The sequence below is a fragment of the Deinococcus planocerae genome (genome assembly GCF_002869765.1).
GTDB lineage: Bacteria > Deinococcota > Deinococci > Deinococcales > Deinococcaceae > Deinococcus > Deinococcus planocerae.
This window is the reverse complement of sequence record NZ_PNOR01000003.1, coordinates 83,667-106,558: the sequence shown is the minus strand read 5'-3', so window position 1 is coordinate 106,558 and position 22,892 is coordinate 83,667. Positions and strand designations below refer to the sequence as shown.

24 protein-coding genes are annotated in these 22,892 nt (G+C 70.5%); 12 read left to right on the top strand and 12 right to left on the bottom strand.

The genetic code is table 11. The features are described 5' to 3' along the window. Positions 1-46 precede the first annotated feature (46 nt). The 3 genes from aceA to A7B18_RS02470 form a co-directional block, all read right to left on the bottom strand. Positions 47-1,357, bottom strand: coding sequence for an isocitrate lyase (gene aceA / locus A7B18_RS02480; RefSeq protein WP_102125086.1), 1,311 nt, complete (start codon positions 1,355-1,357; stop codon positions 47-49). A 252-nt stretch (positions 1,358-1,609) separates the two neighbouring features. After that, positions 1,610-2,239, bottom strand: coding sequence for an HAD family hydrolase (locus tag A7B18_RS02475; RefSeq protein ID WP_102125085.1), 630 nt, complete (start codon positions 2,237-2,239; stop codon positions 1,610-1,612). A 57-nt stretch (positions 2,240-2,296) separates the two neighbouring features. Further along, on the bottom strand, positions 2,297-2,962 hold the full coding sequence (locus tag A7B18_RS02470; RefSeq protein ID WP_102125084.1) for a hypothetical protein: 666 nt from the start codon (positions 2,960-2,962) through the stop codon (positions 2,297-2,299). A gap of 75 nt (positions 2,963-3,037) precedes the next feature. Between A7B18_RS02470 and A7B18_RS02465 the strand changes: the two genes are divergently transcribed. Continuing rightward, on the top strand, positions 3,038-4,045 hold the full coding sequence (locus A7B18_RS02465) for a DHH family phosphoesterase (RefSeq protein WP_102125083.1): 1,008 nt from the start codon (positions 3,038-3,040) through the stop codon (positions 4,043-4,045). Between the two features lie 62 nt (positions 4,046-4,107). Here A7B18_RS02465 and A7B18_RS02460 read toward each other — a convergent pair whose 3' ends face one another. Next, positions 4,108-5,328, bottom strand: coding sequence for a saccharopine dehydrogenase family protein (locus tag A7B18_RS02460; protein WP_102125082.1), 1,221 nt, complete (start codon positions 5,326-5,328; stop codon positions 4,108-4,110). A gap of 188 nt (positions 5,329-5,516) precedes the next feature. Between A7B18_RS02460 and A7B18_RS02455 the strand changes: the two genes are divergently transcribed. The 3 genes from A7B18_RS02455 to A7B18_RS02450 are packed head-to-tail and all read left to right on the top strand — an operon-like array spanning position 5,517 to position 7,275. Further along, positions 5,517-5,804, top strand: coding sequence for a hypothetical protein (locus tag A7B18_RS02455; protein WP_102125081.1), 288 nt, complete (start codon positions 5,517-5,519; stop codon positions 5,802-5,804). Between the two features lie 35 nt (positions 5,805-5,839). Then, on the top strand, positions 5,840-6,703 hold the full coding sequence (locus tag A7B18_RS21210) for a hypothetical protein (RefSeq protein ID WP_146009434.1): 864 nt from the start codon (positions 5,840-5,842) through the stop codon (positions 6,701-6,703). Continuing rightward, positions 6,700-7,275, top strand: coding sequence for a DUF1572 family protein (locus A7B18_RS02450; protein WP_102125080.1), 576 nt, complete (start codon positions 6,700-6,702; stop codon positions 7,273-7,275). The genes A7B18_RS21210 and A7B18_RS02450 overlap by 4 nt, the downstream gene beginning before the upstream one ends. Here A7B18_RS02450 and A7B18_RS21205 read toward each other — a convergent pair. Then, positions 7,243-7,548 (bottom strand): hypothetical protein, encoded by a 306-nt coding sequence (locus tag A7B18_RS21205; protein ID WP_146009433.1) that lies wholly within the window; start codon positions 7,546-7,548, stop codon positions 7,243-7,245. The two genes, A7B18_RS02450 and A7B18_RS21205, sit on opposite strands and share 33 nt — an antisense overlap. Positions 7,549-7,663: 115 nt before the next feature. Between A7B18_RS21205 and aroA the strand changes: the two genes are divergently transcribed. Continuing rightward, positions 7,664-8,989 carry a 3-phosphoshikimate 1-carboxyvinyltransferase gene (aroA, locus tag A7B18_RS02445; protein ID WP_102125079.1) on the top strand — a complete coding sequence of 442 codons (1,326 nt, stop codon included), beginning with the start codon at positions 7,664-7,666 and terminating at the stop codon, positions 8,987-8,989. 88 nt (positions 8,990-9,077) lie between these two features. On the opposite strand, the gene A7B18_RS21200 is transcribed toward aroA, so the two are convergent. Further along, complete coding sequence (locus tag A7B18_RS21200) at positions 9,078-9,290, bottom strand: hypothetical protein (RefSeq protein WP_146009432.1); 213 nt, start codon at positions 9,288-9,290, stop codon at positions 9,078-9,080. Between A7B18_RS21200 and A7B18_RS02440 the strand changes: the two genes are divergently transcribed. Next, entirely contained in the window at positions 9,289-10,389 is a 1,101-nt protein-coding gene (locus A7B18_RS02440; protein ID WP_102125078.1) for a PQQ-dependent sugar dehydrogenase, read from the top strand. The two genes, A7B18_RS21200 and A7B18_RS02440, sit on opposite strands and share 2 nt — an antisense overlap. Positions 10,390-10,494: 105 nt before the next feature. Continuing rightward, complete coding sequence (locus A7B18_RS02435) at positions 10,495-11,340, top strand: DegV family protein (protein ID WP_102125077.1); 846 nt, start codon at positions 10,495-10,497, stop codon at positions 11,338-11,340. 126 nt (positions 11,341-11,466) lie between these two features. On the opposite strand, the gene A7B18_RS02430 is transcribed toward A7B18_RS02435, so the two are convergent. Further along, positions 11,467-12,495, bottom strand: coding sequence for a PIN/TRAM domain-containing protein (locus A7B18_RS02430; RefSeq protein ID WP_102125076.1), 1,029 nt, complete (start codon positions 12,493-12,495; stop codon positions 11,467-11,469). A 119-nt stretch (positions 12,496-12,614) separates the two neighbouring features. Between A7B18_RS02430 and A7B18_RS02425 the strand changes: the two genes are divergently transcribed. From A7B18_RS02425 to dxs, 4 genes are all read left to right on the top strand, one after another. Then, the gene (locus A7B18_RS02425) at positions 12,615-13,430 is read left to right on the top strand and encodes a hypothetical protein (RefSeq protein ID WP_102125075.1); all 816 of its coding nucleotides are present in this window, start codon (positions 12,615-12,617) and stop codon (positions 13,428-13,430) included. 157 nt (positions 13,431-13,587) lie between these two features. Next, positions 13,588-14,265 carry a PspA/IM30 family protein gene (locus A7B18_RS02420; protein ID WP_102125074.1) on the top strand — a complete coding sequence of 226 codons (678 nt, stop codon included), beginning with the start codon at positions 13,588-13,590 and terminating at the stop codon, positions 14,263-14,265. A gap of 128 nt (positions 14,266-14,393) precedes the next feature. Then, the gene (locus A7B18_RS02415; RefSeq protein WP_245872711.1) at positions 14,394-15,065 is read left to right on the top strand and encodes a hypothetical protein; all 672 of its coding nucleotides are present in this window, start codon (positions 14,394-14,396) and stop codon (positions 15,063-15,065) included. Positions 15,066-15,137: 72 nt separating this feature from the next. Next, entirely contained in the window at positions 15,138-17,045 is a 1,908-nt protein-coding gene (gene dxs, locus A7B18_RS02410; protein ID WP_102125072.1) for a 1-deoxy-D-xylulose-5-phosphate synthase, read from the top strand. 61 nt (positions 17,046-17,106) lie between these two features. Here the strand turns inward: dxs and A7B18_RS02405 are convergent, their stop codons facing one another. From A7B18_RS02405 to proB, 5 genes are all read right to left on the bottom strand, one after another. Further along, positions 17,107-17,964 carry an SDR family oxidoreductase gene (locus A7B18_RS02405; protein ID WP_102125071.1) on the bottom strand — a complete coding sequence of 286 codons (858 nt, stop codon included), beginning with the start codon at positions 17,962-17,964 and terminating at the stop codon, positions 17,107-17,109. 9 nt (positions 17,965-17,973) lie between these two features. After that, positions 17,974-18,597 carry an MBL fold metallo-hydrolase gene (locus A7B18_RS02400; RefSeq protein ID WP_102125070.1) on the bottom strand — a complete coding sequence of 208 codons (624 nt, stop codon included), beginning with the start codon at positions 18,595-18,597 and terminating at the stop codon, positions 17,974-17,976. Then, positions 18,590-19,507, bottom strand: coding sequence for an SDR family oxidoreductase (locus A7B18_RS02395; RefSeq protein ID WP_102125069.1), 918 nt, complete (start codon positions 19,505-19,507; stop codon positions 18,590-18,592). The genes A7B18_RS02400 and A7B18_RS02395 overlap by 8 nt, the downstream gene beginning before the upstream one ends. Before the next feature lie 381 nt (positions 19,508-19,888). Next, the gene (locus A7B18_RS02390; RefSeq protein ID WP_102125068.1) at positions 19,889-21,172 is read right to left on the bottom strand and encodes a glutamate-5-semialdehyde dehydrogenase; all 1,284 of its coding nucleotides are present in this window, start codon (positions 21,170-21,172) and stop codon (positions 19,889-19,891) included. 102 nt (positions 21,173-21,274) lie between these two features. Then, positions 21,275-22,366, bottom strand: coding sequence for a glutamate 5-kinase (proB, locus tag A7B18_RS02385; RefSeq protein WP_102125067.1), 1,092 nt, complete (start codon positions 22,364-22,366; stop codon positions 21,275-21,277). Positions 22,367-22,574: 208 nt separating this feature from the next. Between proB and A7B18_RS02380 the strand changes: the two genes are divergently transcribed. Continuing rightward, positions 22,575-22,883, top strand: a complete 309-nt coding sequence (locus A7B18_RS02380; RefSeq protein WP_102125066.1) for a hypothetical protein — start codon at positions 22,575-22,577, stop codon at positions 22,881-22,883. Positions 22,884-22,892 lie beyond the last annotated feature (9 nt).

The window sequence follows — 22,892 nt, the reverse complement described above, 5'->3', positions numbered from 1 at the left end:
ACCTGTTTCGGCCCTCCCCTCCGCCGTCACGGCTGGCTGCTCCCCCTCAGCCGTGCGCCGCCGCGAACTGCTGCGCCTCCGTGCTCCCCGCCAGCGCCGTCGTGCTGCTCTGGCCGCCGCCCGCCGCGTTGGCGACGAGGTCGAAGTACCCGGTCCCCACCTCGCGCTGGTGCTTGACGGCGGTAAAGCCTCGGTCCTGCGCGGCGAACTCCTTTTCCTGAAGCTCGACGAAGGCGCTCATCTGCTGGCGGGCGTAGCCGTGGGCCAGTTCGAACATCGAGTAATTGAGGCTGTGGAACCCCGCCAGCGTGATGAACTGAAACTTGTACCCCATCGCCCCGAGTTCGCGCTGAAAACGGGCGATGGTCTCGTCGTCGAGGTTCTTACGCCAGTTGAAGGACGGCGAGCAGTTGTAGGCGAGGAGCTTGCCCGGGAACCTCGCGTGGACGGCCTCGGCGAAGCGGCGGGCGTCTTCGAGGTTGGGCACCGAGGTCTCGCACCAGATCACGTCGGCGTAGGGGGCGTAGGCCAGCGCGCGGCTGATCGCCTGCTCGATGCCGGGGCGGACATAGTAGAAGCCCTCCGGGGTGCGCTCGCCGGTGCAAAAGGGCTTGTCGTTGTCGTCCACGTCGCTCGTGAGCAGGTTGGCCGCGTCCGCGTCGGTGCGGGCGATCAGGACGGTGGGCACGCCGGACACGTCGGCGGCGAGGCGGGCGGCGTTCAGGGTGCGGATGAACTGGGAGGTGGGCACCAGAACCTTGCCGCCCAGGTGGCCGCACTTCTTCTCGGAGGCAAGCTGGTCCTCGAAGTGAACGCCCGCCGCGCCCGCCTCGATCATCGCCTTCATCAGCTCGAAGGCGTTCAGGGGGCCGCCGAAGCCCGCCTCCGCGTCGGCGACGATAGGGACGAAGTAGTCCACGTCGCCCTTGCCCTCGGCGTGCTGAATCTGGTCGGCCCGCCGCAGGGTGTGGTTGATTCGCCGCACCACGTCCGGCACCGAGGAGGCCGGGTAGAGGCTCTGGTCGGGGTACATCTGCCCGGCGTTGTTCGCGTCGGCGGCGACCTGCCAGCCGCTGAGGTAAATGGCTTTGAGGCCCGCCTTCACCTGCTGCATCGCCTGGTTCCCTGTCAGCGCGCCGAGGGCGTTCACGAAGGGCTCTTCCCGCATCAGGCGCCACAGCTTCTGCGCCCCGTGCTTGGCCAGGGTGTGTTCGATGGGCAGGCTGCCACGCAACTTCACCACCTCGTCGGCGGAGTAGTTGCGGCGGATGCCCTGCCAACGGTCCTCGGTGCGCCAGGTCTTCTCCAGAATCTCCGCGTGGGTGCGGGGGCCGTGCTGGTTGGGAATGGGGGTCATGGTGGTCCTCCTGTGCAGGGGTGTACGGGGCGGCCCTCGCCGTCTTGGGCGAAGGAGCGGACCGCTGAGGGGCGGGCGTGGGGCCGGGGGCTCCCGGGTGGGATGACGGCATTGTGCCCGCCTCCAGGCTGCCCTGGACGTGGTGTACCCGGCGCACGGGGAGGTACACCACTTCGGCAGGTACACCACCGGGGGGCCAACACGGCGAACGCCCCACCTCGCCGGGGAGATGGGGCGTGGGGAGGGAGGGGTTCAGACTTTGACGCTCACGCCCAGCCAGGCCTCCAACTCCCGCTCGAACTCGGCGTGCCGGTCGTGGTGGTAGAGCAGGCCGTGGAAACCCGCGACCCGCGCGGCGTCGATGTTCTCCCCCACGTCGTCCACGAAGGCGACTTGCGAAGCGGGCACCCCCATCGCGTCCGCGAGGGCCGCGAAGGCGTCCGGATGGGGCTTTTTCTGCCGCAGCTCGTTGCTGAAGACGAGGGCGTCGAAACGGGCGAAGCGCGGATCACGGCGCAGGTGGTCGCTGACGACGGGGTAGTTGTTGCTCAGCAGACCGACCCGCACCGAGCGGGGCAGCGCGGCGAGGGTGGCGTACATGGGGAGGTTGTCGTGCACGCTGCCGAGGTAGAGGGCCTCGAACTCGTCGTAGGGCAACTTGACGCCCGTCTCCTCCTGCATGACGGCCCAGAACTGGGGCAGGGTCCACTCGCCCACCTCCAGTTGGCGGACGTGCCGGAAGTAACTCTCCCGCACGCGCTCGACAGGCACGCCGCTCCGGTCGGCTATGTTCTGGGTCGAGCGCCCGTCGAAGGTGCCGATGGTGAAGACGCCGCCCCAGTCGAAGGCGACGTGGCGGGGGGCCGGGGTCGAATCGGTCATGGGGCGATTGTGGCGCAGCGGTCCCGGAGTGGGCGGGCGGCTGTGCAGACGGAGAAGCTACCAATCCGTCAACAACAAGCCCCGGCGCGTCCAGGCGGCGACGTTCAGGGCGTGGAGTTCCTGCCAGGCACGCACCCAGCCGCCCTCGCCCGCCAGCCTGCCACCGCGCCCGTGACGCAGCACCCCCGCGCGGTGGGCGGGGAGGAGTGCGCTCGGGCCGACTCCGGGCAGGGCGCGCACGTCCACCTCCTCGCTGAGGGCGGGGGCAGAGGGCTCGGCGTTCGTACTCAGGACGCAGGCGACGCCGCTGGCCCGGTCGCGCAGCCAGGTCACGGCCTGCACGAGCGGGGGGGCCGGGCGGGGCGAATCGGGCGTCTCGCTCCAGCGCAGGGCGAGGGCCACGTCGGGCCCCCACAGGTAAGCGCGCAGGTGGCGCAGGTCGGGGAGGGTGGGCGCGTAGTACACGCCGAGAGGTTCGGCGCCTTCTGAGCGCAGTTCGGCGTCGAGGGCGGCAAGCGTCCGGGCCTGTTCGGGGCTGGAGCCCCAGGCGCGTTCTTCGAGGGCCTCGAAGGTCATGGCGGTGTGGACGGGGGGACCGGGCAGCGGACGGCCCTCCAGGCGGGCGCGGTTCACGTCGGGGAGCCTGCCCTGCGCGGCCCCCTCGCCGAGCAGCGTCTCCAGCTCGTCGGCGGTCAGGGCACAGAGGTTGAGCCGGGCGGGCATCCCGGCAGCATAACGCGGCCCCCGCCTGGGGAGATGCCCACGGCCACGTTTGATCCTCCCGCCTATACTCCCGCCATGACCGGCATCAACAGCGCCACCCCGACCTACGCCCAGGATGTGGCGGCGGTGGCGGACAAACTCAGGAACCACCCCGGCCCCATCGTCGTCCTCAGCCACGAAAACCCCGACGGCGACGCGCTGGGCAGCGTCCTCGGCCTCGCGCGGGCGCTGCGGGCCATCGGCAAGACAGTGATCGCCCCGATGGACGTGCCCCGCTTTCTGCGCTTCCTGCCCGGGCCGGGAGAGTTAAGCGCGCCGCTGATCAACTGGCCCGAGAATGCCCTCGCCGCCGTCCTCGACGTGGACAACAACGACCCGGCGCGGGTGGCGGGCGCCGACCTGACCACCTTCACGGGCGAGGTCGTCAACGTGGACCACCACGGCACCAACCGCAGGCAGGCGACGGCCCTGATGGTGGACCCCGCCCAGCCTGCCACCGCAATGATGATCGCCGACCTCGTGGACGCGCTGGGGGCGCCGTGGTCGGAGGCGATGGCCACACCGTTGATGCTCGGGATGATCACCGACACCGGTTCGTTCCGCTTCTCCAGCGTGACCCCGGCGACCTTCGAGACCGCCGCCCGGCTCCTTTCCCACGGGGCGCGGCTGGGCTGGCTGAATGACCAGCTCGGGCAGAACCCGCGCACCTACTACCTCCTGCTGCGCGAGGTGCTGGGCACCCTGGAGTTCCTGCACGGCGGGCGGGTGGTCCTCGCGCGGGTGGACGACGCCATGCTGGAGCGGGCGGGCGCGACCTGGGAGGACGTGGAGTCGTACGCGGGCTTGCTGCGCAGCGCGGAGGGGGCCGAACTCGCCGTCATCGCCAAGGACTACGGCGACCGGGTGAAGCTCTCCCTGCGCTCGCGGGGGCCCGTCAGCGCGCAGAACATCGCCGTCGCGCTGGGCGGAGGCGGCCACGTCCCGGCGGCGGGGGCGACGGTGCCCCTCCCCTACCCGGAGGTGCGGGAGAAGCTGGACGAGGCGATCAGCGCCGAACTCGCGCGGGTGGACGCGGCGGGATAACCCCCTCCCTCCGGAGAAAGGGGGCGGACCCACGCGGCCACGCCCCCTCTTGACATCCGGCTTCAACCCAGCACGAGCTGGATGCCGCCCAGTTCGTCCACCGGCAGGCCCCAGCGGTTCATCCCGGCGATGAAAGGGTCGGGGTCGAACTCCTCGACGTTGTGGACGCCGGGCTTGAACCACGTCTTTTGCAGCATCAGCATCGCGCCGATCATGGCGGGCACGCCGGTCGTGTACGAGACGCCCTGCGCCTGCACCTCGCGGTAGCACTCGGCGTGGTCCTTGACGTTGTAGACGAAGTGAACCTTGCCCTGCTCGCCGTCCTTGCCGATGCCGCGCGCCTGCACGCCGATGCAGGTCTGCCCGGTATAGTTCGCCGCCAGCGACTCGGGGGCGGGGAGCACCGCCTTGAGGAACTCGATGGGCGCGATTCTCTGTCCGCGGAAGTTGATGGGCTCGATGCTCGTCATGCCCACCGCCTCCAGCACGGTGAGGTGCTTGATGTAGGCTTCCCCGAAGGTCATCCAGAAGCGGGCCCGTTTGATGGTGGGGAAGTTGACGACGAGCGATTCGAGTTCCTCGTGGTAGAGGACGAAGCTCTTGCGGGTCGCCACGTTGGGGTAGTAGATGTCCTGCGAGATTTCGAGGGGCTGGGTCTCGACCCAATCGCCGTCTTCCCAGTACCGCCCGTTCGCGGTGATCTCGCGGATGTTGATTTCGGGGTTGAAGTTGGTGGCGAACGCCTTGCCGTGGTTGCCGTTGTTGCAGTCCACGATGTCGAGGTAGTGGATTTCGGAGAAGTGGTGCTTGGCGTGGTGCGCCGTGAAGACGTTCGTGGCGCCGGGGTCGAAGCCGCAGCCCAGGAGGGCCATCAGCCCCGCCCGCTCGAAGCGTTCGCGGTAGGCCCACTGCCACTTGTACTCGAACTTCGCCTCGTCGCGCGGCTCGTAGTTGGCGGTGTCGAGGTAGTGCACGCCCGTCTCTAGGCAGGCGTCCATGATCGTGAGGTCCTGGTAGGGCAGGGCCACGTTGACGACCATCTCGGGCTGGAACCCGCGGATCAGCGCCACCAGCTCCGGTACGTTGTCGGCGTCCACGGCGGCGGTTGTGAATTTCGTGCGGCTCTGGGGGAAGTGCTCGTGAATCTCGGCGACGATCTTGTCGCACTTGCTCACCGTGCGGCTGGCGAGGAGGACCTCGGTGAACACTTCGTCGTTCTGGGCGCACTTCTTGGCGACGACGTTGCCCACGCCGCCCGCCCCTATGATGATGACTCGGCTCATGTCGGGAGCCAGTGTACCCCGTGCCCCGCGCCCCGGCCCGGTCACGCCCGCGTCAGGTTCGGCGCCCAGAATGACGGTCGAGCGGTTCCGGGCCCCCCCGAGCCTCCCGCTCGTGTCCCCGGGCCGCGCCGTCCCCCTCCTCCTGGCGCGGCCCTTCGTCGTGTGGCACCTGCGGTAGCCTGCCTGCCATGCGCACCTTCCTGTGGATTCTCGTGGCTTTTCTTGCGCTGGTCGGAAGCCTGGTGGCCTCCTTCGCCTGGCAGGGACGGGCAGCACGCGAGTACGGGCTGGGGGCGGTGCGGGCGGCGCAGCAACGGGGCCTGTCGCCGACCACCCCCGCCGGGTTGAACTGTGCCGGTCTGGTGAACCGTCCACCTCCCGGGCCCGTCGAACGGTGCGTGGTGCGGGTGGAAAATGATCGGCTGGCGGCGATTCTGACGCTGGAGGGGGGGCGGGTGTTTCGCGTATCGCCGTAGAGGGTAAGAGGTTGTCTCTCGTGGCAGGATCAACCATGCAGAAGGCCAGAGGACCCGACTACACCCCACCTGCACCGGCGCGGGTGTGGGTGCTGCTGGCGAGCGAGGCGAGCACCGCAGTGGTCTTTCGTCGCGGCCCCTCGCGCTGGACACGGCTTTACCTGTGGGACACCCGCACAGACACCTTCGCGCCCGGCTCGTGGTTCGCAGGGCGGCTGTACGAGCTGATGAGCGACCTGTCCCCGGACGGCAGGCATTTGGTCTACGTGGCCCGCAACGAGTCCAGGCGGCGGCAGGAGCGAGCGCAAGCGGAACTTGGCGTGGACTCCTTCTTCTTCTGGACGGCGGTATGCCAGCCGCCCCGAGTCGAGGCGCTCGGTCTGTGGAATTCGAGCGGGCTCCTCGTCGCCGGTGGTGTCTTCGCGGACAGCGACAAGCTGTGGCTCAATCACGATTGGAGGTTGGCCAGGATGAAGACCTTGCGTGCCCCTCCCGGTCTCAAAGTCGCGTTCAACCCAAGAGGTCACCAAGCCATCTGGATAGAGGCGATGAAGCGGACAGGATGGCGTGTTCTTCAGATGCCTGAACGGGGAGACTGGAACACCTTCAAACCTCCGCTGATCCTGCGCAAGAAGAGCCTCGAACTTCGTGTCCTGGGCCGTCGAATGCGCCTTGCAGGCTTTCTCCAGGAGTACGAGTGGCACGGTCCACACCCCCAGCCTGGTCTTCGAGGTGTCTCATGGGCCGACCTGGATCAACAGGGCCGCCTCGTCTATGCCCGCGAAGGCCGTCTCTACGCAGCCACCGCCGAAGGCGAAAGAGAACTCATGGACCTGAACGCGGATCAGCCGCCGGAGCGTCCGGCTCGGACACTCGAATCGAGGAGTTCCCACCCATGACCCCCTCCGAGCTGTTCTTGTCCGACCTCTACCTCTCCGACGTGCGGGAGCGGATGCGCGGCGTGAAGGCGCTGGGTGAGGGGGCACTCGCCCAACTCACGGACGGGGAAGCGGACACGGCCCTCTCGCCGGGTGGCAACAGCGCCGGGGTCCTCGTGCGTCACCTCGCCGGAAACATGCGCTCCCGCTGGGGCGGCTTGCGGTCGGGCTTCACGGCGGGCGTGGAAGGCGAGACGGGCACCCGCGACCGTGACGCCGAGTTCGAGGAACGCGGCCTGAGTCTGGCGGAGTTGCGGGCCGAGTGGGAGGACGGCTGGGCCGTCTTTCTGGACGCGCTCGACCACCTGACGCCCGCCGACCTCACCCGGACGCTGACCATCCGGAGCGAGCCACATACCGTGCTGGCGGCCATCCAACGTCAGGTGGCGCACTACAGCGGGCACGTCTACCAACTTGTTTTTCTGATCAAGACTTTGAGAGGGGAAGAGTGGGAGACGCTGAGCATCGCACGGGGTGGGTCGGCGGCGTACAACGCGGGGCTACAGAAGAGCACGTCCGAAAGTGAGATCTAACCCCTGACAGCCCTCATGCTCTTCCTCGGCACCGCTCAATTCCCGAATGGTTCGTCTCTGCACCTGCCTTCCCGCAACTTCATATTTGCCCATGCTCACCGCCCTCTTCGTGTAACGAAGAAGCCACCTCAAAAAGGGAATCAGATACACGAACGCCAACAGGCGTCGATACACATTCCACCCTTCATCGTTGAGGATAACCGTGCTCAGGCCATAGATCAAAACAAGGGAATTGACCAAAGCGAGGACGGTGTAAAGGGCGGCCTCAAACATTCGATGTGAATTGTAGCTGTATATCTGCAAAGGAGATGTTGAAAAACGTACCAGGAATGCGCCTGTCTTGCTCCACGCAAGGCTTCGGCTCTGTCCAGGCGCTAGCCTCCTCCCCATGACCCCTGACGGCCTGCCCGAGCGTTTCGACGTGATCGTTCACCCCGCCCGCGAGTTGCGCGGGGAGTTGCGGGCGCAGCCGAGCAAGAACTACACGACCCGGTATCTGCTCGCGGCGGCGCTCGCCCCGGGCGAAACCCGCGTGGTCGGCGTAGCCACGAGCGAGGACGCGGAGGCGATGATTCGCTGCCTGCGCGACTGGGGCGCGGGTGTGGAGCGGGTTGGGGACGACGCGGTGGTGCGCGGTTTCGGCGCCCACCCTCGCCCGGGCGTGACCCTCAACCCCGGCAACGCGGGTGCGGTCGCCCGGTTCCTGATGGGGGTCGCGGCGCTGACCGGAGGCACGACCTTCGTGACCGACTATGCCGACTCGCTGGGGCGGCGACCGCAGGGCGACTTGCTGGAGGCGCTGGAACGGCTGGGGGCACGGGTGACCAGCCGGGACGGCAGGCTCCCCATCTCCATCAGCGGCCCGGTGCGCGGCGGGCTCGTGCAGGTCGGCGCCGAGCGGTCCAGCCAGTACGCCTCGGCGCTGATGTTCCTCGCGCCGCTGCTGCAAGGCGGGCTCGACCTGCGGCTGACGGGCGAGATCAAGAGCCACGCACCGCTGCGGCAGACCCTCGACACGCTCGCGGCGTTCGGGGTCACGGCGAGTGCCCCCGACGACCTGAGCCGCGTCACGATTCCAGGTGGGCAGACGTACCGGGCGGGCCGGGTGCTCGTCCCCGGCGACTACCCCGGCAGCGCGGCGATCCTGACGGCGGCGGCCCTCCTTCCCGGCGAGGTGACGGTGACGAACCTGCGGGCGAACGACCTCCAGGGCGAGCGCGAGGCGGTGGACGTCCTGCGCGAGATGGGAGCCGACCTCGCGCGCGAGGGGGACCGGGTGACGGTGCGCGGTGGGCGCCCTCTGCACGCGGTCACCCGCGACGGGGACGGCTTCACCGACGCCGTGCAGGCCCTCACCGCCGCCGCCGCCTCTGCCGAGGGCACGACGACCTGGGAGAACGTGGAAACGCTGAGGCTCAAGGAGTGCGACCGCATCAGCGACACGCGGCGGGAACTGGAGCGGTTGGGGCTAACGGCGGGCGAGACGCAAGACAGCCTCACGGTGACGGGCACACCCCGCATTGCCGGTGGCGTCACCGCCGACGGGCACGGCGACCACCGGATGATCATGCTGCTCACCCTGCTGGGCCTGCGGGCGGAGGCGCCCCTCCGCATCACGGGCGCGCACCACATCCGCAAGAGCTACCCGGGCTTCTTCCGGCACCTGGAGGAGCTGGGGGCGCGGTTCGAGTATGTGGAGACGGACACGCACTGAGGCGGGTACGTTGGGGCGTACTTCCGTCCCACGACACTCCCCCGACGCCCGGCCAGCACCTCGTGCTGCCGGTGCTGACGCTGTTTTTTCACTTCTGCTGCTGGTGTGGGCGCTGGGGTTCTCCTGGTTCCGCGACATTCACCCGCAGCAGGCGTGGGGCTGACTTTATCTGCAAGGCGTCCTGCTCACGGCCCTGATCGCCGTCCTCGTTCAGCTCGCCGCCGGGATGCTCGGACGGTGCTGACCTCCCCTCATCCGCCTCCCGGTCTGTTCTCACCCCGCCATGCTCGACTTTTTTCATGCTGAGCAGAACGAAAGGGTGGCTGGTCGCGGCTGGCCTGCTCCTCGCGGGCGGGGCGGGGGCGCAGACGCCCGACCTCAAGGCGCCGGACGGGTTCAAGGTGACGGTCTTCGCCGAGGGCTTCGAGCAGCCGCGCTTCATGGCGGTCGCGCCGAACGGGGACGTGTTCGTGTCCGACCCGCGCGCCGGAACGGTCGTCGTGCTGCCCGACCGCGACGGGAATGGGCGGGCGGACGGCAAGACGGTCTTCGCCTCGGGGCTCAACCGCCCGCACGGCCTCGCCTTCCAGAACGGTTTCCTGTATGTGGCGAATACGGACGGGGTGGTGCGCTTCGCGTACAAGACGGGCGACACGAGGGCGAGCGGCGCGGCGCGACGGATCGTCAGCCTGCCTCCCAACGGCGGGCACTGGACGCGCACGGTCGTCTTCGGGCCGGACGGGAAGATGTACGTCTCGACCGGAAGCACCTGCAACGTCTGCGTGGAGGAGGACGGGCGCCGCGCCGCCGTGTGGGTCTACGACGCGGACGGGAAGAACGGCAAGCCCTACGCCACGGGGCTGCGCAACGCGGTCGGGCTGGAGTGGTACGGCGGCGCCCTGTACGCGACGAACAACGGGCGCGACATGCTCGGCGACGACCTTCCCCCCGAGGGCTTTTACAAGACGAGGGCGGGCGGCTTCTACGGCTGGCCGTACTGCTACACGACGCGGCCCGGGCAGCCCCAGGTGTGGGACCAGGACTTCGGGCGGAGGAATGCCGGCGTCTGCCGGGCGGCCACGCCCGCCTTCGCCCTGACGACCGCGCACTCGGCGCCGTTGGGGATGGCCTTCTACGACGGCAAGACCTTCCCGAGCGCGTACCGGGGGCGGATGTTCGCCGCCCTGCACGGCTCATGGAACCGCAGCACCAAGAGCGGCTACAAGGTCGTGACGGTGGACCCGCGGACGGGCAGGGTCAGCGACTTCCTGACGGGCTTCCTGCGCGGGCAGAGCGTGCTGGGCCGCCCGGTGGACCTCGCCGTGGCGCGCGACGGCTCGCTGCTGCTCACCGACGACGGCGAGGGGCGGGTCTACCGCATCCAGTACACCGGGAACTGATGGATAGCGGCGGGACGGACGGGGCCACCCTCACCCCCGTCCCTGGCCGTGGAGGACGGGCCCCCGCGTCAGGGAAGGCGGCGAGCTCCGCTGTAAGATCGGGGCATGACCATCGCCATCGTGACGGACTCGACGAGCGACCTCGCCCCCGACGTGTGCGCCCAGCACGGCATCCGGAGCGTGCCGCTGTACGTGCTGTTCGACGGCAAGATGCACAAAGACGGCATCGAGATCACGCCCGCCGACCTCTTCCGGGGCCTGAAGGAGGGCAAGAAGACGCCCAGCACCTCGCAGCCCAGCCCCGCCGAGTTCGCCGCCGTCTACCGCGAGGCCCTGGAAAGCGCCGACGAGGTGATCAGCGTCCACATCAGCGGGCAGCTTTCGGGCACGGTGGGCAGCGCGCGGCTGGCGGCTGCGGACTTCGGGGGCCGGGTGACGGTCGTGGACAGCCGCTCGGCGAGCCTGACCCTGGGGATGCAGGCCCTGCGCGCCGCCGACCGGGCCCGGGAAGGCCGAAGCAGCGCCGAGATCGTCGCCGAACTCGACCGCATCGCGGCGGTCGCCAACATCCGCTTCACGGTGGACACGCTCGACTTCCTGCGGATCAACGGGCGAATCGGGGGCGCGCAGGCGCTGCTCGGCAGCCTCCTGAACATCAAGCCGATCCTGACGGTCAAAGAAGGACGGGTCGAGTCCGCCGGGCGGGTGCGCGGGCACAAGAAGGCGGTCGCGGACATCGTGGATCACGTTCGCAAGTACGCCGCCGACCACGGCGAGGTGCGGGTGGCCTTCCTGGCGACCCTGGGCGGCGAGGAATACGTCCGGGAAATCCGCGCCGGACTGAGTGGCGTGACCTTCACCGACCTCGGCGACCACCAGATCGGGGCCGTGATCGCCACCCACACCGGACCCGGCACGATGGGCGTGACGGTCGAGCCCGTGACCGTGTGAGGAAGGGGGCTCCTCGGCCCGCCTCCGTCCCCTGCCTCACGGGCGAATGACCTTCGGCGCAGGCCACAGAAAGCGGGCGTCGCCTCGACGGAGGCGGCGGGTCTTTTCAGCAGACGAAGGGCTCCCTCACGCCGCGCCCTGCTTCTCCGCCCGCGCGAAGATCATGCGGCCCACGTTCGTCTGGACATTGTTCACCACGAGGACGCGGGTGGGCTTGCCCCGGTACTTCAGGCCGTCTTCCACGACGACCATCGTGCCGTCTTCCAGGTAACCGACGCCCTGGCCCTGCTGCTGCCCGTTTTTCGTGACCGTGACGGTGAGGTAGTCCCCGGCCTGGACCTGGGGTTTCAGGGCCACGGCGAGCGCGTGCAGACTCAGGACGGTGACCCCGTGCAGCCGGGCGATCTTGGCGAGGTTGCCGTCGTTGGAGAGCAGGGCAGCCCCCGTCTGGCGGGCGAGCCGCACGAGCTTGTCGTCCACGGTGGGTAAGGAGGGGTCGTCCCAGTCCTCGACGCGCAGGGGGCGAAGCTCACGCAACTCTTCGAGCACGCCCAGGCCTCGCTTGCCGCGCGTGCGCCTCTGCGGGTCCGCGTGGTCGGCGAGGAGCTGCAACTCGCGCAGCACGAAGGCGGGCACGATGAGGTCGCCCTCCAGAAAGCCGGAGCGGGCGAGGTCGAGGACGCGCCCGTCGATGATGACGTTCGTGTCGAGAAGCTTGCCCCCGGCGGGGCGCCGGGCGGGCGGCAGGGCCAGCGGCGCGAAGGCGCCCTCGTGGCGCAGGGCGAAGGGCACGAAAAAGGCCGCGAGCAGCAGGGTGACGAGCACGCTCCACAGCCAGGTGGAAAACGGCAGACCGCGCAGGAGACTCCCGAGCAAGACGCTCAGCAGCAGGGCGACCATCAGCCCGAAGGTGGCCGCCGCGACCCGGCGCGGGGAGAGCCCGGCGTACCAGCGCCCCAGCCCGCCCGCCCACCCGGCGGCGAGACGTTCGGCGCGCGGAGCGAGGAGCAGGGCAGCGAGGGCGCCCGCCAGCCCCAGGCTGAGGGTGTTCACCCGGGCCAGGTCGGGGGCGCCGCTGCCCCCCTCCAGCGCCCGGCCCACCCCCAGACCGGCGATCAATCCGAGCAAAATGAGAACGAGCCGCAGCCAGAGCACGCCCCCGAGTCTACCGCGGCCCGGTCCCGGGGCAGGCCGCTTTCGCGGTGGCCGGGCCGGGGCAGAGGCGATGAGAAACTCAAAGTCGACGCTCATGGGAGGCGGGTAGGATGGGCGCCATGCCCCAAATTTCCCAAACGCTTCGCGCCGCGGGCCTGCTCCTGGCGGGCTTCTCCGGGGTGGTTGCCGCCCAGGGCACGGCCACGCCCGCCCGCCCCGCCACCCCGGCGGCTCCCGCCCGGCCTGCCGCCACCATCTCCGCCGCGACCGCGAGGGCGGCGAGCAGCCTCGCCGTCGAGGTCAGCGGCACCGTCCGGGGCCAGATCGTGTCCTGCCCGGCGGCGCTGCGGGTCAGCCCCTCCGCCGTGTGCCTGTACGTGCAAAACGCCCCCGCCGCCCTGCGCCCGCTCGTGCGCGGCAAGCTCGGCGCCCGGGCGCTCGGTGACTGGCGGAACACCCCGAGCGGCAAGGCCAGCTCGCTGCTGGTGTCGGCCACCCCGAACGGCCCGGTGGGCGCCTACGTGCTGCTCTCGGCCCTGAGCGACCGCGAGACCCTGGTCGTCGTGGACGCGGCGAACCCGGCGGTCGCCCAGGCGGCCTCGCCCACCACCGCGCCCACGGGGGTCGTGAAGGGCCAGCCCTACGTCCTGGGGCGCGACCTCGTGGGCGTGGTGAACGTGACCTCGCTGGGCGCCGGGAAGTTCCGCCTCGCGCGCGGCACCGACGCGCCCTTGACCGTCACGGTGGGGCAGAAGACGGCCCAGCTCGGGAGCGGCAACGTGGAGCTGCCCCTCGTTCCGGCCACCGACGGGCGCAACCTGATCTTCCCGCTCGCCGGGCTGCGCTCGCTGGGCTGCACCCTCACCCCGGCGGGCTCGAACGTCACGGTCGCGTGCGGGACGGCGAGCGTGGGGCTGCGGCCCATCGTGTTCTGAGACCCGTCGCCAGCAGGAGGGGGAGGCGTCCGGGAGTGGGCGCCTCCTTCTTTTTGGAGCCTAGAGCCGACGTTCACCTCGCCTTGAGGGTCGCGCTTGGGGGCAACTCCGGGCGGGCGGGGTGCGTAATCATAGCCGCCAAGGAGGCACACCCCACATGAGTATTCTCGACCGACTGTCCAGACTGCTGCGCGCCAACGTGAACGACATGATCAGCCGCGCCGAAGACCCCGCCAAGATCATCGACCAGGCCCTGCGCGACATGCGGGCCGCCTACGGCGAGGCGCGGGCCGAGGTGGCCGACGCGATGAGCCAGAACGCCAAGCTCGAGCGCGAGTCGAACACCAACCGCCGCCTCGCCGAGGAGTACGAGAAGAAGGCGGAAGAAGCCCTGCGCGGCGGCAGCGAGGAGCTCGCCCGCGAGGCGCTGCGCCGCTCGCAAAACCACAAAGACCTCGCCAGGGGGTTCGAGGAGCAGCTCGGGGTGCAGGGCAGCACCGTCGATCAGCTCAAGACGCAACTGCGCGCCCTGGAGGCCAAGATCGACGAGCTCGAATCCCGCAAGTCGCTGCTCGCCGCCCGGCAGAAGACCGCCCAGGCGGGGGCGACCCTCGACCGGGTGAGCGGCTTCGATCAGGCGGGCAGCGCGATGGGCGCTTTCGAGGAGATGGAGCGCAAGGTCGCCGGGATGGAGGACCGCAACCGGGCGATGACCGAGCTGCGCGAGGAGAACGACATCGACGCGCAGCTCCGCGACCTGGGCCGCGACCGCGAACTCGACGACGCCTTCGCCGCCCTCAAGGCCCGCGTGCAGGGCGGGGACAAGCAGGGTTGAGGCCAGGGGTCTTGACGGGGAAGGGGCGTGCCCAGCGCCCTTTCTTCCTTTTTTCGTGTGGCCTCGGTCAGCCTGACTTCAGGAATGCTGACAGAATGGGACCGATGCCCTGCCTTACCCTCCTCCATATGCGAGGCCGTGCCCGCTTCCTCGCCCTTCCGCTGCTGGCGGCGCTGGGGGCCTGCGCGCCTGCTCCCCAGACGGGCGCCCCCGCCGTTCAGGCCAGCACCCCGGTCAGCCGCGTGTCGTTCTACCCCCAGGAGACGGGGCTCACCTGGACCTACCTCCCCGAGGGCGAGGCGGCGGGCGGCGCGCCGTACACGTTGCGCTCACTCGGGCCCACCGTCTTCGCCGGGCAGACGGTCCTCGCCTCGCAGCTCACCGGGCGCGGCGCCGAGCAGACGTGGTACCGGCAGGTGGATCAGGGCGGCGCGCGGTTGCTCGGCTTCCGCAAGCCGGGCGTCACCGTCGGGCTCGACCCCGCCTGGCTGGAGGCCCCCGCCGAGGGCGCGTGGCGGGTGGGCCTGTCCTGGCAGGGCGAGAGCCGCGTGACGATCACGAGCGACGACGGCAAGGTCCAGGCGCAGGGCACCTTGCGCTACCGCTACGACGTGCAGGATCGCCGCCGGGTCACCGTCCCGGGCGGAAGTTTCGACGTGTGGGTCGTCACCCGCCAGATCACCGACGACGTGGGCGGGCTCTTCCCGCAGGCGCAGCAACTGTGGTTCGCGCCCTTCGTGGGGGACGTGCGGACGCCCGAGGGCCTGCTCCTCACCGGGAGGAACTTCAATGCGCGCTGAGGGGCGGGGCTTCCCGGGCGGGACATTCGGGGCGCGCTCCATCCTTAAGCTCAACCCCAAGGGAGGCCAGCCATGAGCGAGCCGACGACCACCTCCAGCCTGTCCCCGGCGAGCCGAACCCCACTCCTCGACCGGGTGACCAGCCCGGAAGACCTCAAGACCCTCACGCGCGACCAGCTCCCCCTCCTCGCGGAGGAACTGCGGGGCGAGATCGTGCGGGTGTGCTCGGTGGGCGGCCTGCATCTGGCGAGCTCTCTCGGCGCCACCGACCTGATCGTGGCGCTGCACTACGTCCTGAACTCGCCGCGCGACCGCATCCTCTTCGACGTGGGGCACCAGGCCTACGCCCACAAGATGCTGACCGGGCGCCGCTCGGGGATGTCGTCCGTGAAAAAGGAGGGCGGCCTCAGCGGCTTTACCAAGGTCAGCGAGTCCGAGCACGACGCGATCACGGTAGGACACGCGAGCACCTCCCTGGCAAACGCGCTCGGCATGGCGCTCGCCCGCGACTCGCTGGGGCAGGACCACAAGGTCGCCGCCGTAATCGGGGACGGGTCGCTGACGGGCGGGATGGCCCTCGCCGCGCTGAACACCATCGGCGACATGAACCGCAAGATGCTGATCATCCTCAACGACAACGAGATGAGCATCTCGGAAAACGTCGGCGCCCTGAACAAGTTCATGCGCGGCCTCCAGGTCCAGAAATGGTTCCAGGAGGGCGAGGGCGCCGGGAAGAAGGCGATGCAGGCCGTCAGCAAGCCCCTCGCCGACTTCATGAGCCGCGCCAAGAGCAGCACGCGCCACTTCTTCGACCCCGCGAGCGTGAACCCCTTCGCGGCGATGGGCGTGCGGTACGTCGGGCCAGTGGACGGCCACAACGTGCAGGAACTCGTGTGGTTGATCGAGCGGCTCGTGGACCTCGACGGGCCGACCATCCTCCACGTCGTCACGAAGAAGGGCAAGGGCCTGAGCTACGCGGAGGCCGATCCGATCTATTGGCACGGGCCGGGCAAGTTCGACCCGGCGACCGGGGAGTTCAAGCCCAGCGACGCCTACTCGTGGAGCGCGGCCTTCGGGGACGCGGTGACGGAACTCGCCAAGGCGGACCCGCGCACCTTCGTCATCACGCCCGCGATGCGCGAGGGCAGCGGCCTCGTGAAATACAGCCAGGTCCACCCGCACCGTTACCTCGACGTGGGGATCGCCGAGGACGTGGCGGTGACGACCGCCGCCGGGATGGCGCTCCAGGGGATGCGGCCCATCGTGGCGATCTACTCGACCTTCCTGCAACGGGCCTACGATCAGGTGCTGCACGACGTCGCCATCGAGAACCTGAACGTCACCTTCGCCATCGACCGGGGCGGCATCGTGGGGGCGGACGGGGCGACCCACAACGGCGTGTTCGACCTGAGTTACCTGCGCTCGATCCCGAACGTCCGCGTCGGCCTGCCGAAAGACGCCGCCGAGCTGCGGGGGATGCTCAAGGCCGCGCAGGAGAGCCCCGGCCCCTTCGCCATCCGCTACCCGCGCGGCAACACCGAGCGCGTGCCGGAGGGGACGTGGCCGACTCTCGTGTGGGGCACCTGGGAGCGGCTGCGCGACGGGGACGACGTGGTGATCCTGGCGGGCGGCAAGGCGCTGGAGTACGCGCTGCGGGCGAGTGCCGACCTCCCCGGCGTCGGCGTGGTGAACGCCCGCTTCGTGAAGCCGCTCGACGAGGCGATGCTGCGCGAGGTGGCCGGGAAAGCCCGCGCGCTGATCACGGTCGAGGACAACACCGTCGTGGGCGGCTTCGGGAGCGCGGTGTTAGAGGCGCTCAGCGGGATGGGACTGCGGACCCCCGTGCGGGTGCTCGGCATCCCCGACGAGTTCCAGGACCACGCGACCGTCGAGAGCGTCCACGCGCGGGCGGGCATCGACGCACAGGCCATCCGCACGGTGCTGGCGGAACTGGGTGTGAACGTGCCTATCGAGGTGTAGGGCTGGACAAAGAGGGTGGGGGACGGGGCGTGAACCTGTCCCCCACCCTCTTTGTCTCCGCTCAGGCCGCCGGGAATGCCCCGCGCAGATACTCCTCCACGCCCGTCGCGGGCCGCCCCGTCATCCGCTCCACCACGTTCGTCACCCGGTCGAAGTGCCCGGCGGCGATGGCGGCGTAGATGCCGCCGACCCCGGCGACGGCGGGGGGTGGAAACCCGGCGGCGGCGAGGCCCGCCCGGAACTCCTCCAGCGAGACCGGCTCATACCGCACCTCGCGCCCGATCACCCGCCCGAGACGTTCAGCGATCTCGGCCTGGGTCAGCGACTCCGGCCCGGTGATTTCCAGCACCTCGTCCTCGTGGCCGCCCCCTTTGAGGAGGGCGGCAGCCACCGCGGCGATGTCGTCGCGCGAGACGTAGGTGGCCCGTGCTTCCCCCGTGGGGGCGCGGTGGACGCCGCTCCCCGCCGCCTGCCGCAGAGTCATCCCCAGGCTGTCGAGGTACAGGCTGGGCCGCAGGACCGTGTAGCGGGCGCCGCTCTGGCGGAGGGCCTGCTCGGTCGCCGCGTGGGTCGCCGCCGCCCGGAAGGGTGAGGCCGGGTCCACGTCCAGGAAGGAGGTGTAGGAGACGCGCTCCACCCCGGCCTCGCGGGCGGCCTCGATGGCCCGGAGGTGCTGGCGCACGCGCACCGCCTCGTCGTGGGCGGGCGTCGAGAGCAGCAGGAGGTGGCTGCTTCCCCGCACGGCGTCCGCGAAGTTGGGCGCCTCGTAGTCGGTCGCCACGACCTCCACGCCGCGCCCGGTGAGCCAGGCGACCCGACCCGGATCGCGGGTGGAGGCGCGGAAGGGGACGCCCCGGTCGAGCAGAAGGCGCGCGATGCGGCCCGACAGCTCGCCGGACACTCCGGTCAGAAAGATCATGCGGTCTCCTTAAACTCCGAGCTTGTCGGCCAGCGCCCGCACCGATTCGGCGGTCGTGACGGGGCCGTGCCCCACGTACACCTCACGCGGGGCGAGGTCGGCGATCTTGCGAACGGTGCGTTGGGCCTGCGCCATGTCGGCGGTGAAAAAGGGAGGTCCCATCACGGCCTGCCCCCGACGTGAGCCGAGGGCGTCCGCCGCGACGAGCACCCCATCCCGCATCAGCCCGATCTGCCCCGGCGTGTGTCCGGGGAGGTGGACGACCTGCCAGCCCATCAGCGTGTCGCCCTCCTCCAGCGTCTGGAGCGCGGCCCGCGGCACGGGGGACACCGGGAAATTGAGGAACCGCCCGATCACGGGCACGGGCAAGGTGGGGCGCGGCGTTTCCCCCGTCAGGTAGGGCAGGTCGAGCGGGTGGGCGTACGTGGGCAGGCCCAGCGACTCCCACAGGAAGCGTGCACCCCCCGCGTGGTCGGGGTGGTGGTGGGTGAGGAGGACGGCCCGGACCCCCGCCCCCCGCGCCCAGCCGAGGACCTTCTCACGCGTTCCGGCGAGGCCGCTGTCCACCAGGAGGGGGCCCTCGTCCGTCTGAAGCAGATACGTGTTGGCCCCGAAGGTGCGGTACTCAAGCATGGGGCCGGGCCACCTCTCCGGCTCCGAAGGCGTCCGCGTGCTCCCGCACCCAGTCCTCCAAAGTGGTGAGGGTCACGGGCATCTTTTGCAGGGCCGAGTCCACATCCACGTCGCTCGACATGCTGGGCGGGTCGGTGAAGGCCCGCTGGTACGCCATCGCGGCGAAGCGGCCCATGCCGGGGTAGATCGTGTCCATCCTCTCCCCGAAGACCTCGGGGCTCTGGGGCTCGAAACGGATGGGGCGGCCCAGGGCGCGGCTGAAGCGTTCGGCGACCTCCTCGGCGCTCAGGCGTTCGGGGCCCGCCACCTTGAGGTTGAGGGGGGCCAGCTCGGGATGCGCGAAGGCGTAGGCGACGAACTTGCCCAGGTCGTCGGACGCGATCCACTGCATCCGCACCTCGTTGGGGACCGGATAGGTGAAGACGTCCCGTGAGGCGACCTCGGGGGCCGTCCACGGGCCCAGGAAGTTCTCCATGTACCCGGTGGGCTGCAAGACGACGTACGGCACGCCGCTCGCCTGGATGACCTCCAGCACGTCGAGGCGCACGTCCAGCCCCGGGTTGCCTGTCCTTTCGGGGGCGATTTCACCGCTCGCGTTCCACACGAGGAGCCGCACGCCCGCCTCCCGCGCCGCGTCGATCACGTTGCGCGCCTGCATCGGGCGGTCCATCGGGTTCCCGCCCGCGAAGGGCAGGTGGAAGACCACGCCGTCCGCGCCCGTGCTCGCCCGGCGGGTGGCCTCGGCGTCGCTCAGGTCGCCCTGCATCACCTCGGCGCCCAGCGCCCGCAGGTCCCCGGCCCGCTCGGGCTGGCGCACCAGAATCCTCACCCGGTGCCCCGCCTCCAGCAGGCGGCGCGCGACCGGCTCGCCCTGTGATCCCGTGGCCCCGTACACCAGAATCGTGTTCATACTTCGCCCTCCAGACGTCAGACGTACCGGGAGTCTGCCCGCTGGGTCTGGAGCGGGGGCGAGAGGAAGGTCAACGGGGGTTGAGGCTCAGGACCGGGGAGGACGCTTCGAGAGGCCAGCCCGCAAGAGCGAAAAGCGGTGGTCGGCCCGTCTCCCCTCGTCGTACGTGGCTGAGTCGTCCTCCGGGTCGAACGGCAGGTCGGTCAGCAGGTTCCAGTCATACACCGAGCGAACCCTTTCTCCGCTCGTCGGTGTAGCCGGTGCCGTCGCGCAGCGGGATACGGACCTGTCGGGAGGGATATTCCCCGCCGTATTCGACCAACTCTTCGGTTTCCTCTTTCCCCGTGTCCCCGTGCATTCGGAAGTAGCGCGACTCCCGGCTCACCCTCGCACCTGCCCCTCCCCCACCACGACCCACTTCGTCGTCGTCAGCTCGCGCAAACCCATCGGGCCCCGGGCGTGGAGCTTCTGGGTGCTGATGGCGACCTCCGCGCCGAGGCCGAGCTGGCCGCCGTCGTTGAAACGGGGGCTGGCGTTCACCATCACGGCGGCGCTGTCCACGTCCGTCACGAAGCGCTCAGCCTGCGAGAGGTCGCGCGTCAGGATCACGTCGGTGTGATTGCCGTGCGCGGCGATGTGGTCGAGGGCCTCGTCCAACCCGGAGACGGTGCGGAGGCTGGCGGTGAGGGCCAGGAACTCGGTGCCGTAGTCGGAGTCTCGGGCGGGCTCGGCCTCGATTCCGGCCTCCTCCAGCACCCGCAGGGAGGGAGGGTCGGCGCGCAGGGTGACGCCGTGGGATGCGAGATCGCGGGCGATGGCGGGCAGGGCGGGCAGCGCCCCCTCGTGAATGAGCAGGGTGTCGAGGGCGTTGCAGGCGCTGGGTTTTTGCACCTTGGCGTTGCGAATGAGCTGGACGGCGCGCCCCACGTCCGCCGAGTCGCGGGTGAAGCTCTCGTCGAGGTAGACATGCACCACGCCGATGCCGCCCACGATGACGGGGACGGTGGCGTTTTCGACGCAGTAGCGGTGCAGCCCGGCGCCGCCGCGCGGAATAATCGCGTCCACGAGGTCGTCGAGCCGCAGAAGTTCGAGCATCCGCTCGCGGGCGGGGTCGCGGATGACCTGCACGGCGTCGCCCGGCAGCCCCTCGGAGGCGAGGGCGGCGCGAATGGCCTCCTCTAAGGCGGCGTTGCTGTCCACCGTCTCCTTGCCGCCGCGCAGGATGGCCGCGTTCCCGCTCATCAGAGCGAGGGCGGCCACGTCTACGGTGACATTCGGGCGGCTCTCGTAGATCACGCCCAGGACACCGAGGGGCACCCGGCGGCGCGAGACGCGAAGGCCGTTCGGGCGGACCTCCTCGGAGGTGGTCTCCCCCACGGGGTCGGGCAGCCCCGCGACCGCCTCCACGTCGGCGGCGATGGCCGCGAGTGAGGGGGCGTCCAGCCGCAAGCGGGCGACCATGTGCCCCGGCAAACCCGCCGCCTGCGCCGCCGCCACGTCCCGCGCGTTCGCGGCGAGGATGTCTTGCCCGCGTGCCCGCAGTTCCCGCGCGACGGCGTGCAGGGCCGCCGCCTTGCGCGTGGTGGGCAGCGAGCGCAGCACCCGCGCCGCCCGCCGCGCCCGCACGCCGAGGTCCCGGACGGAGAGGGTCCCGGTGGTCGTCATGAGGGCAGGGTAGCAGGGAGGCGGGACGCCGGACGCGGTGCGCGGGAGGCAGGGCTCCTCCTTTTCCCACCTCCCGCTCCCCGCACACCGCGTCCTCCCGTCCTACAGCCTCACCAGATCGTCCCGGTGCACCGCCTCCGGCCCGTAGGTGAAGCCCAGCACGCCCTCGATGTCGCGCGAGTGGTGTCCCGCGATCCGGGCGAGGTCGGCGGCGCGGTAGCGGGTCAGGCCCCGGGCGACCTCGGAGCCGTCGGGCGCGAGGAGGCGCACGGTGTGGCCGCGCTCGAAGGGACCGTGGACGGCGGCGATCCCGGCGGGCAGCAGGCTTCCGCCCCGCTCGCGCACCGCCCGGGCGGCGCCGTCGTCGAGGGTGACCCGGCCCGTGGCGACCTCGGCGAGAATCCAGCGTTTGCGGGCCTCCAAGCGCGAGCCGTGCGCGAGAAAGCGCGTGCCGATCTCCTCGCCGCCCACGAGCCGGGTCAGCGCGCTCCCCGCGTCGCCGGGCGCGATCACGACGGGCGTTCCGGCGCGGGTGGCGATCTCGGCGGCCTGGATCTTGGTGTGCATCCCGCCCGTGCCGCGGTGGCTGCCCGCCCCTCCCGCCAGGGCCCAGACCTCGGGCGTGACCCGCTCGACCACGGGAATCAGGGTCGCCCCCGGGTGGGTGCGCGGGTCGGCGGTGTAGAGCCCCGGCGCGTCGGTGAGGATCACGAGGAGGTCGGCCTCCACGAGGTTCGCCACGAAGGCCGAGAGGGTGTCGTTGTCCCCGACCTTGAGCTGCCCGGTCGCCACGGCGTCGTTCTCGTTGATGACCGGCAGGACGCCGCGGGTGAGGCAGCCCTCCAGGGTGGTGCGCGCGTTGAGATAGCGGGTGCGGTCGCGGAAGTCGTCGGCGGTGAGGAGCACCTGCGCGACGCTGATCCCGTACAGGTCGGCGAGGGTCGCGTAGGTGTGCATCAGCCGTCCCTGCCCGACCGCCGCGAGGAGCTGCTTTTCGGCCAGCGTCCGGTCGCGCGGCGCAAAGCCCAGCGCCTCCCAGCCCGCGAGCACGGCGCCGCTCGTGACGAGGACGACCTCGTGCCCGGCCCCCCTCACCGCCGCCACGTCGCGGATCAGGTCCACCAGCCGGGGGCGGTGCAATCGGTCGGTGCCCGCCGTGAGGACGCTGGTGCCGAGCTTGAGGACGACGCGCATGGGGCACAGGATAGGGGCAGCGGGCAGACAGGATGCCCTTTCCCCGTGGGGGCGGCCCAGCCTCCTCACCGTACAGGGCGCGGCCCCGATCCGGATGACACCGAGGCCGAGGTGGCCTTGGCCCCGCGCTGACGGTCGGCTGACGGCGCGGGCGGACGCTGGGGGCAGGAATCCTCATCCCCAGACGCCCCACCCAACGGAGGTCCACATGCGAACCCAGCCGCGCCGCACCGCCTCTCCCCTCACGCTCCTTGTGGTCACGCTCGGGCTGCTCTCCACCCTGATGATCCTTTCCGCCGGGTGGGTGGCGGGGGCGGTGGTCCTCGTGCTCGCCCTGCTCCTTCTCACCACGGCCTACGGGCGCGAGCGGGAGCGGCGGGGAGACCGGAGCAGATCGGGCGGGACGGACGGCGGGTTCTGGGGGTTCGGGGACTCCGGCGGGAGTGACGGGGGGTGCGACGCCGGGGGTGACGGTGGGGGCGGAGGTGACGGCGGGGGGGGCGGCGGCGGCGAGTGACGGCCTCCC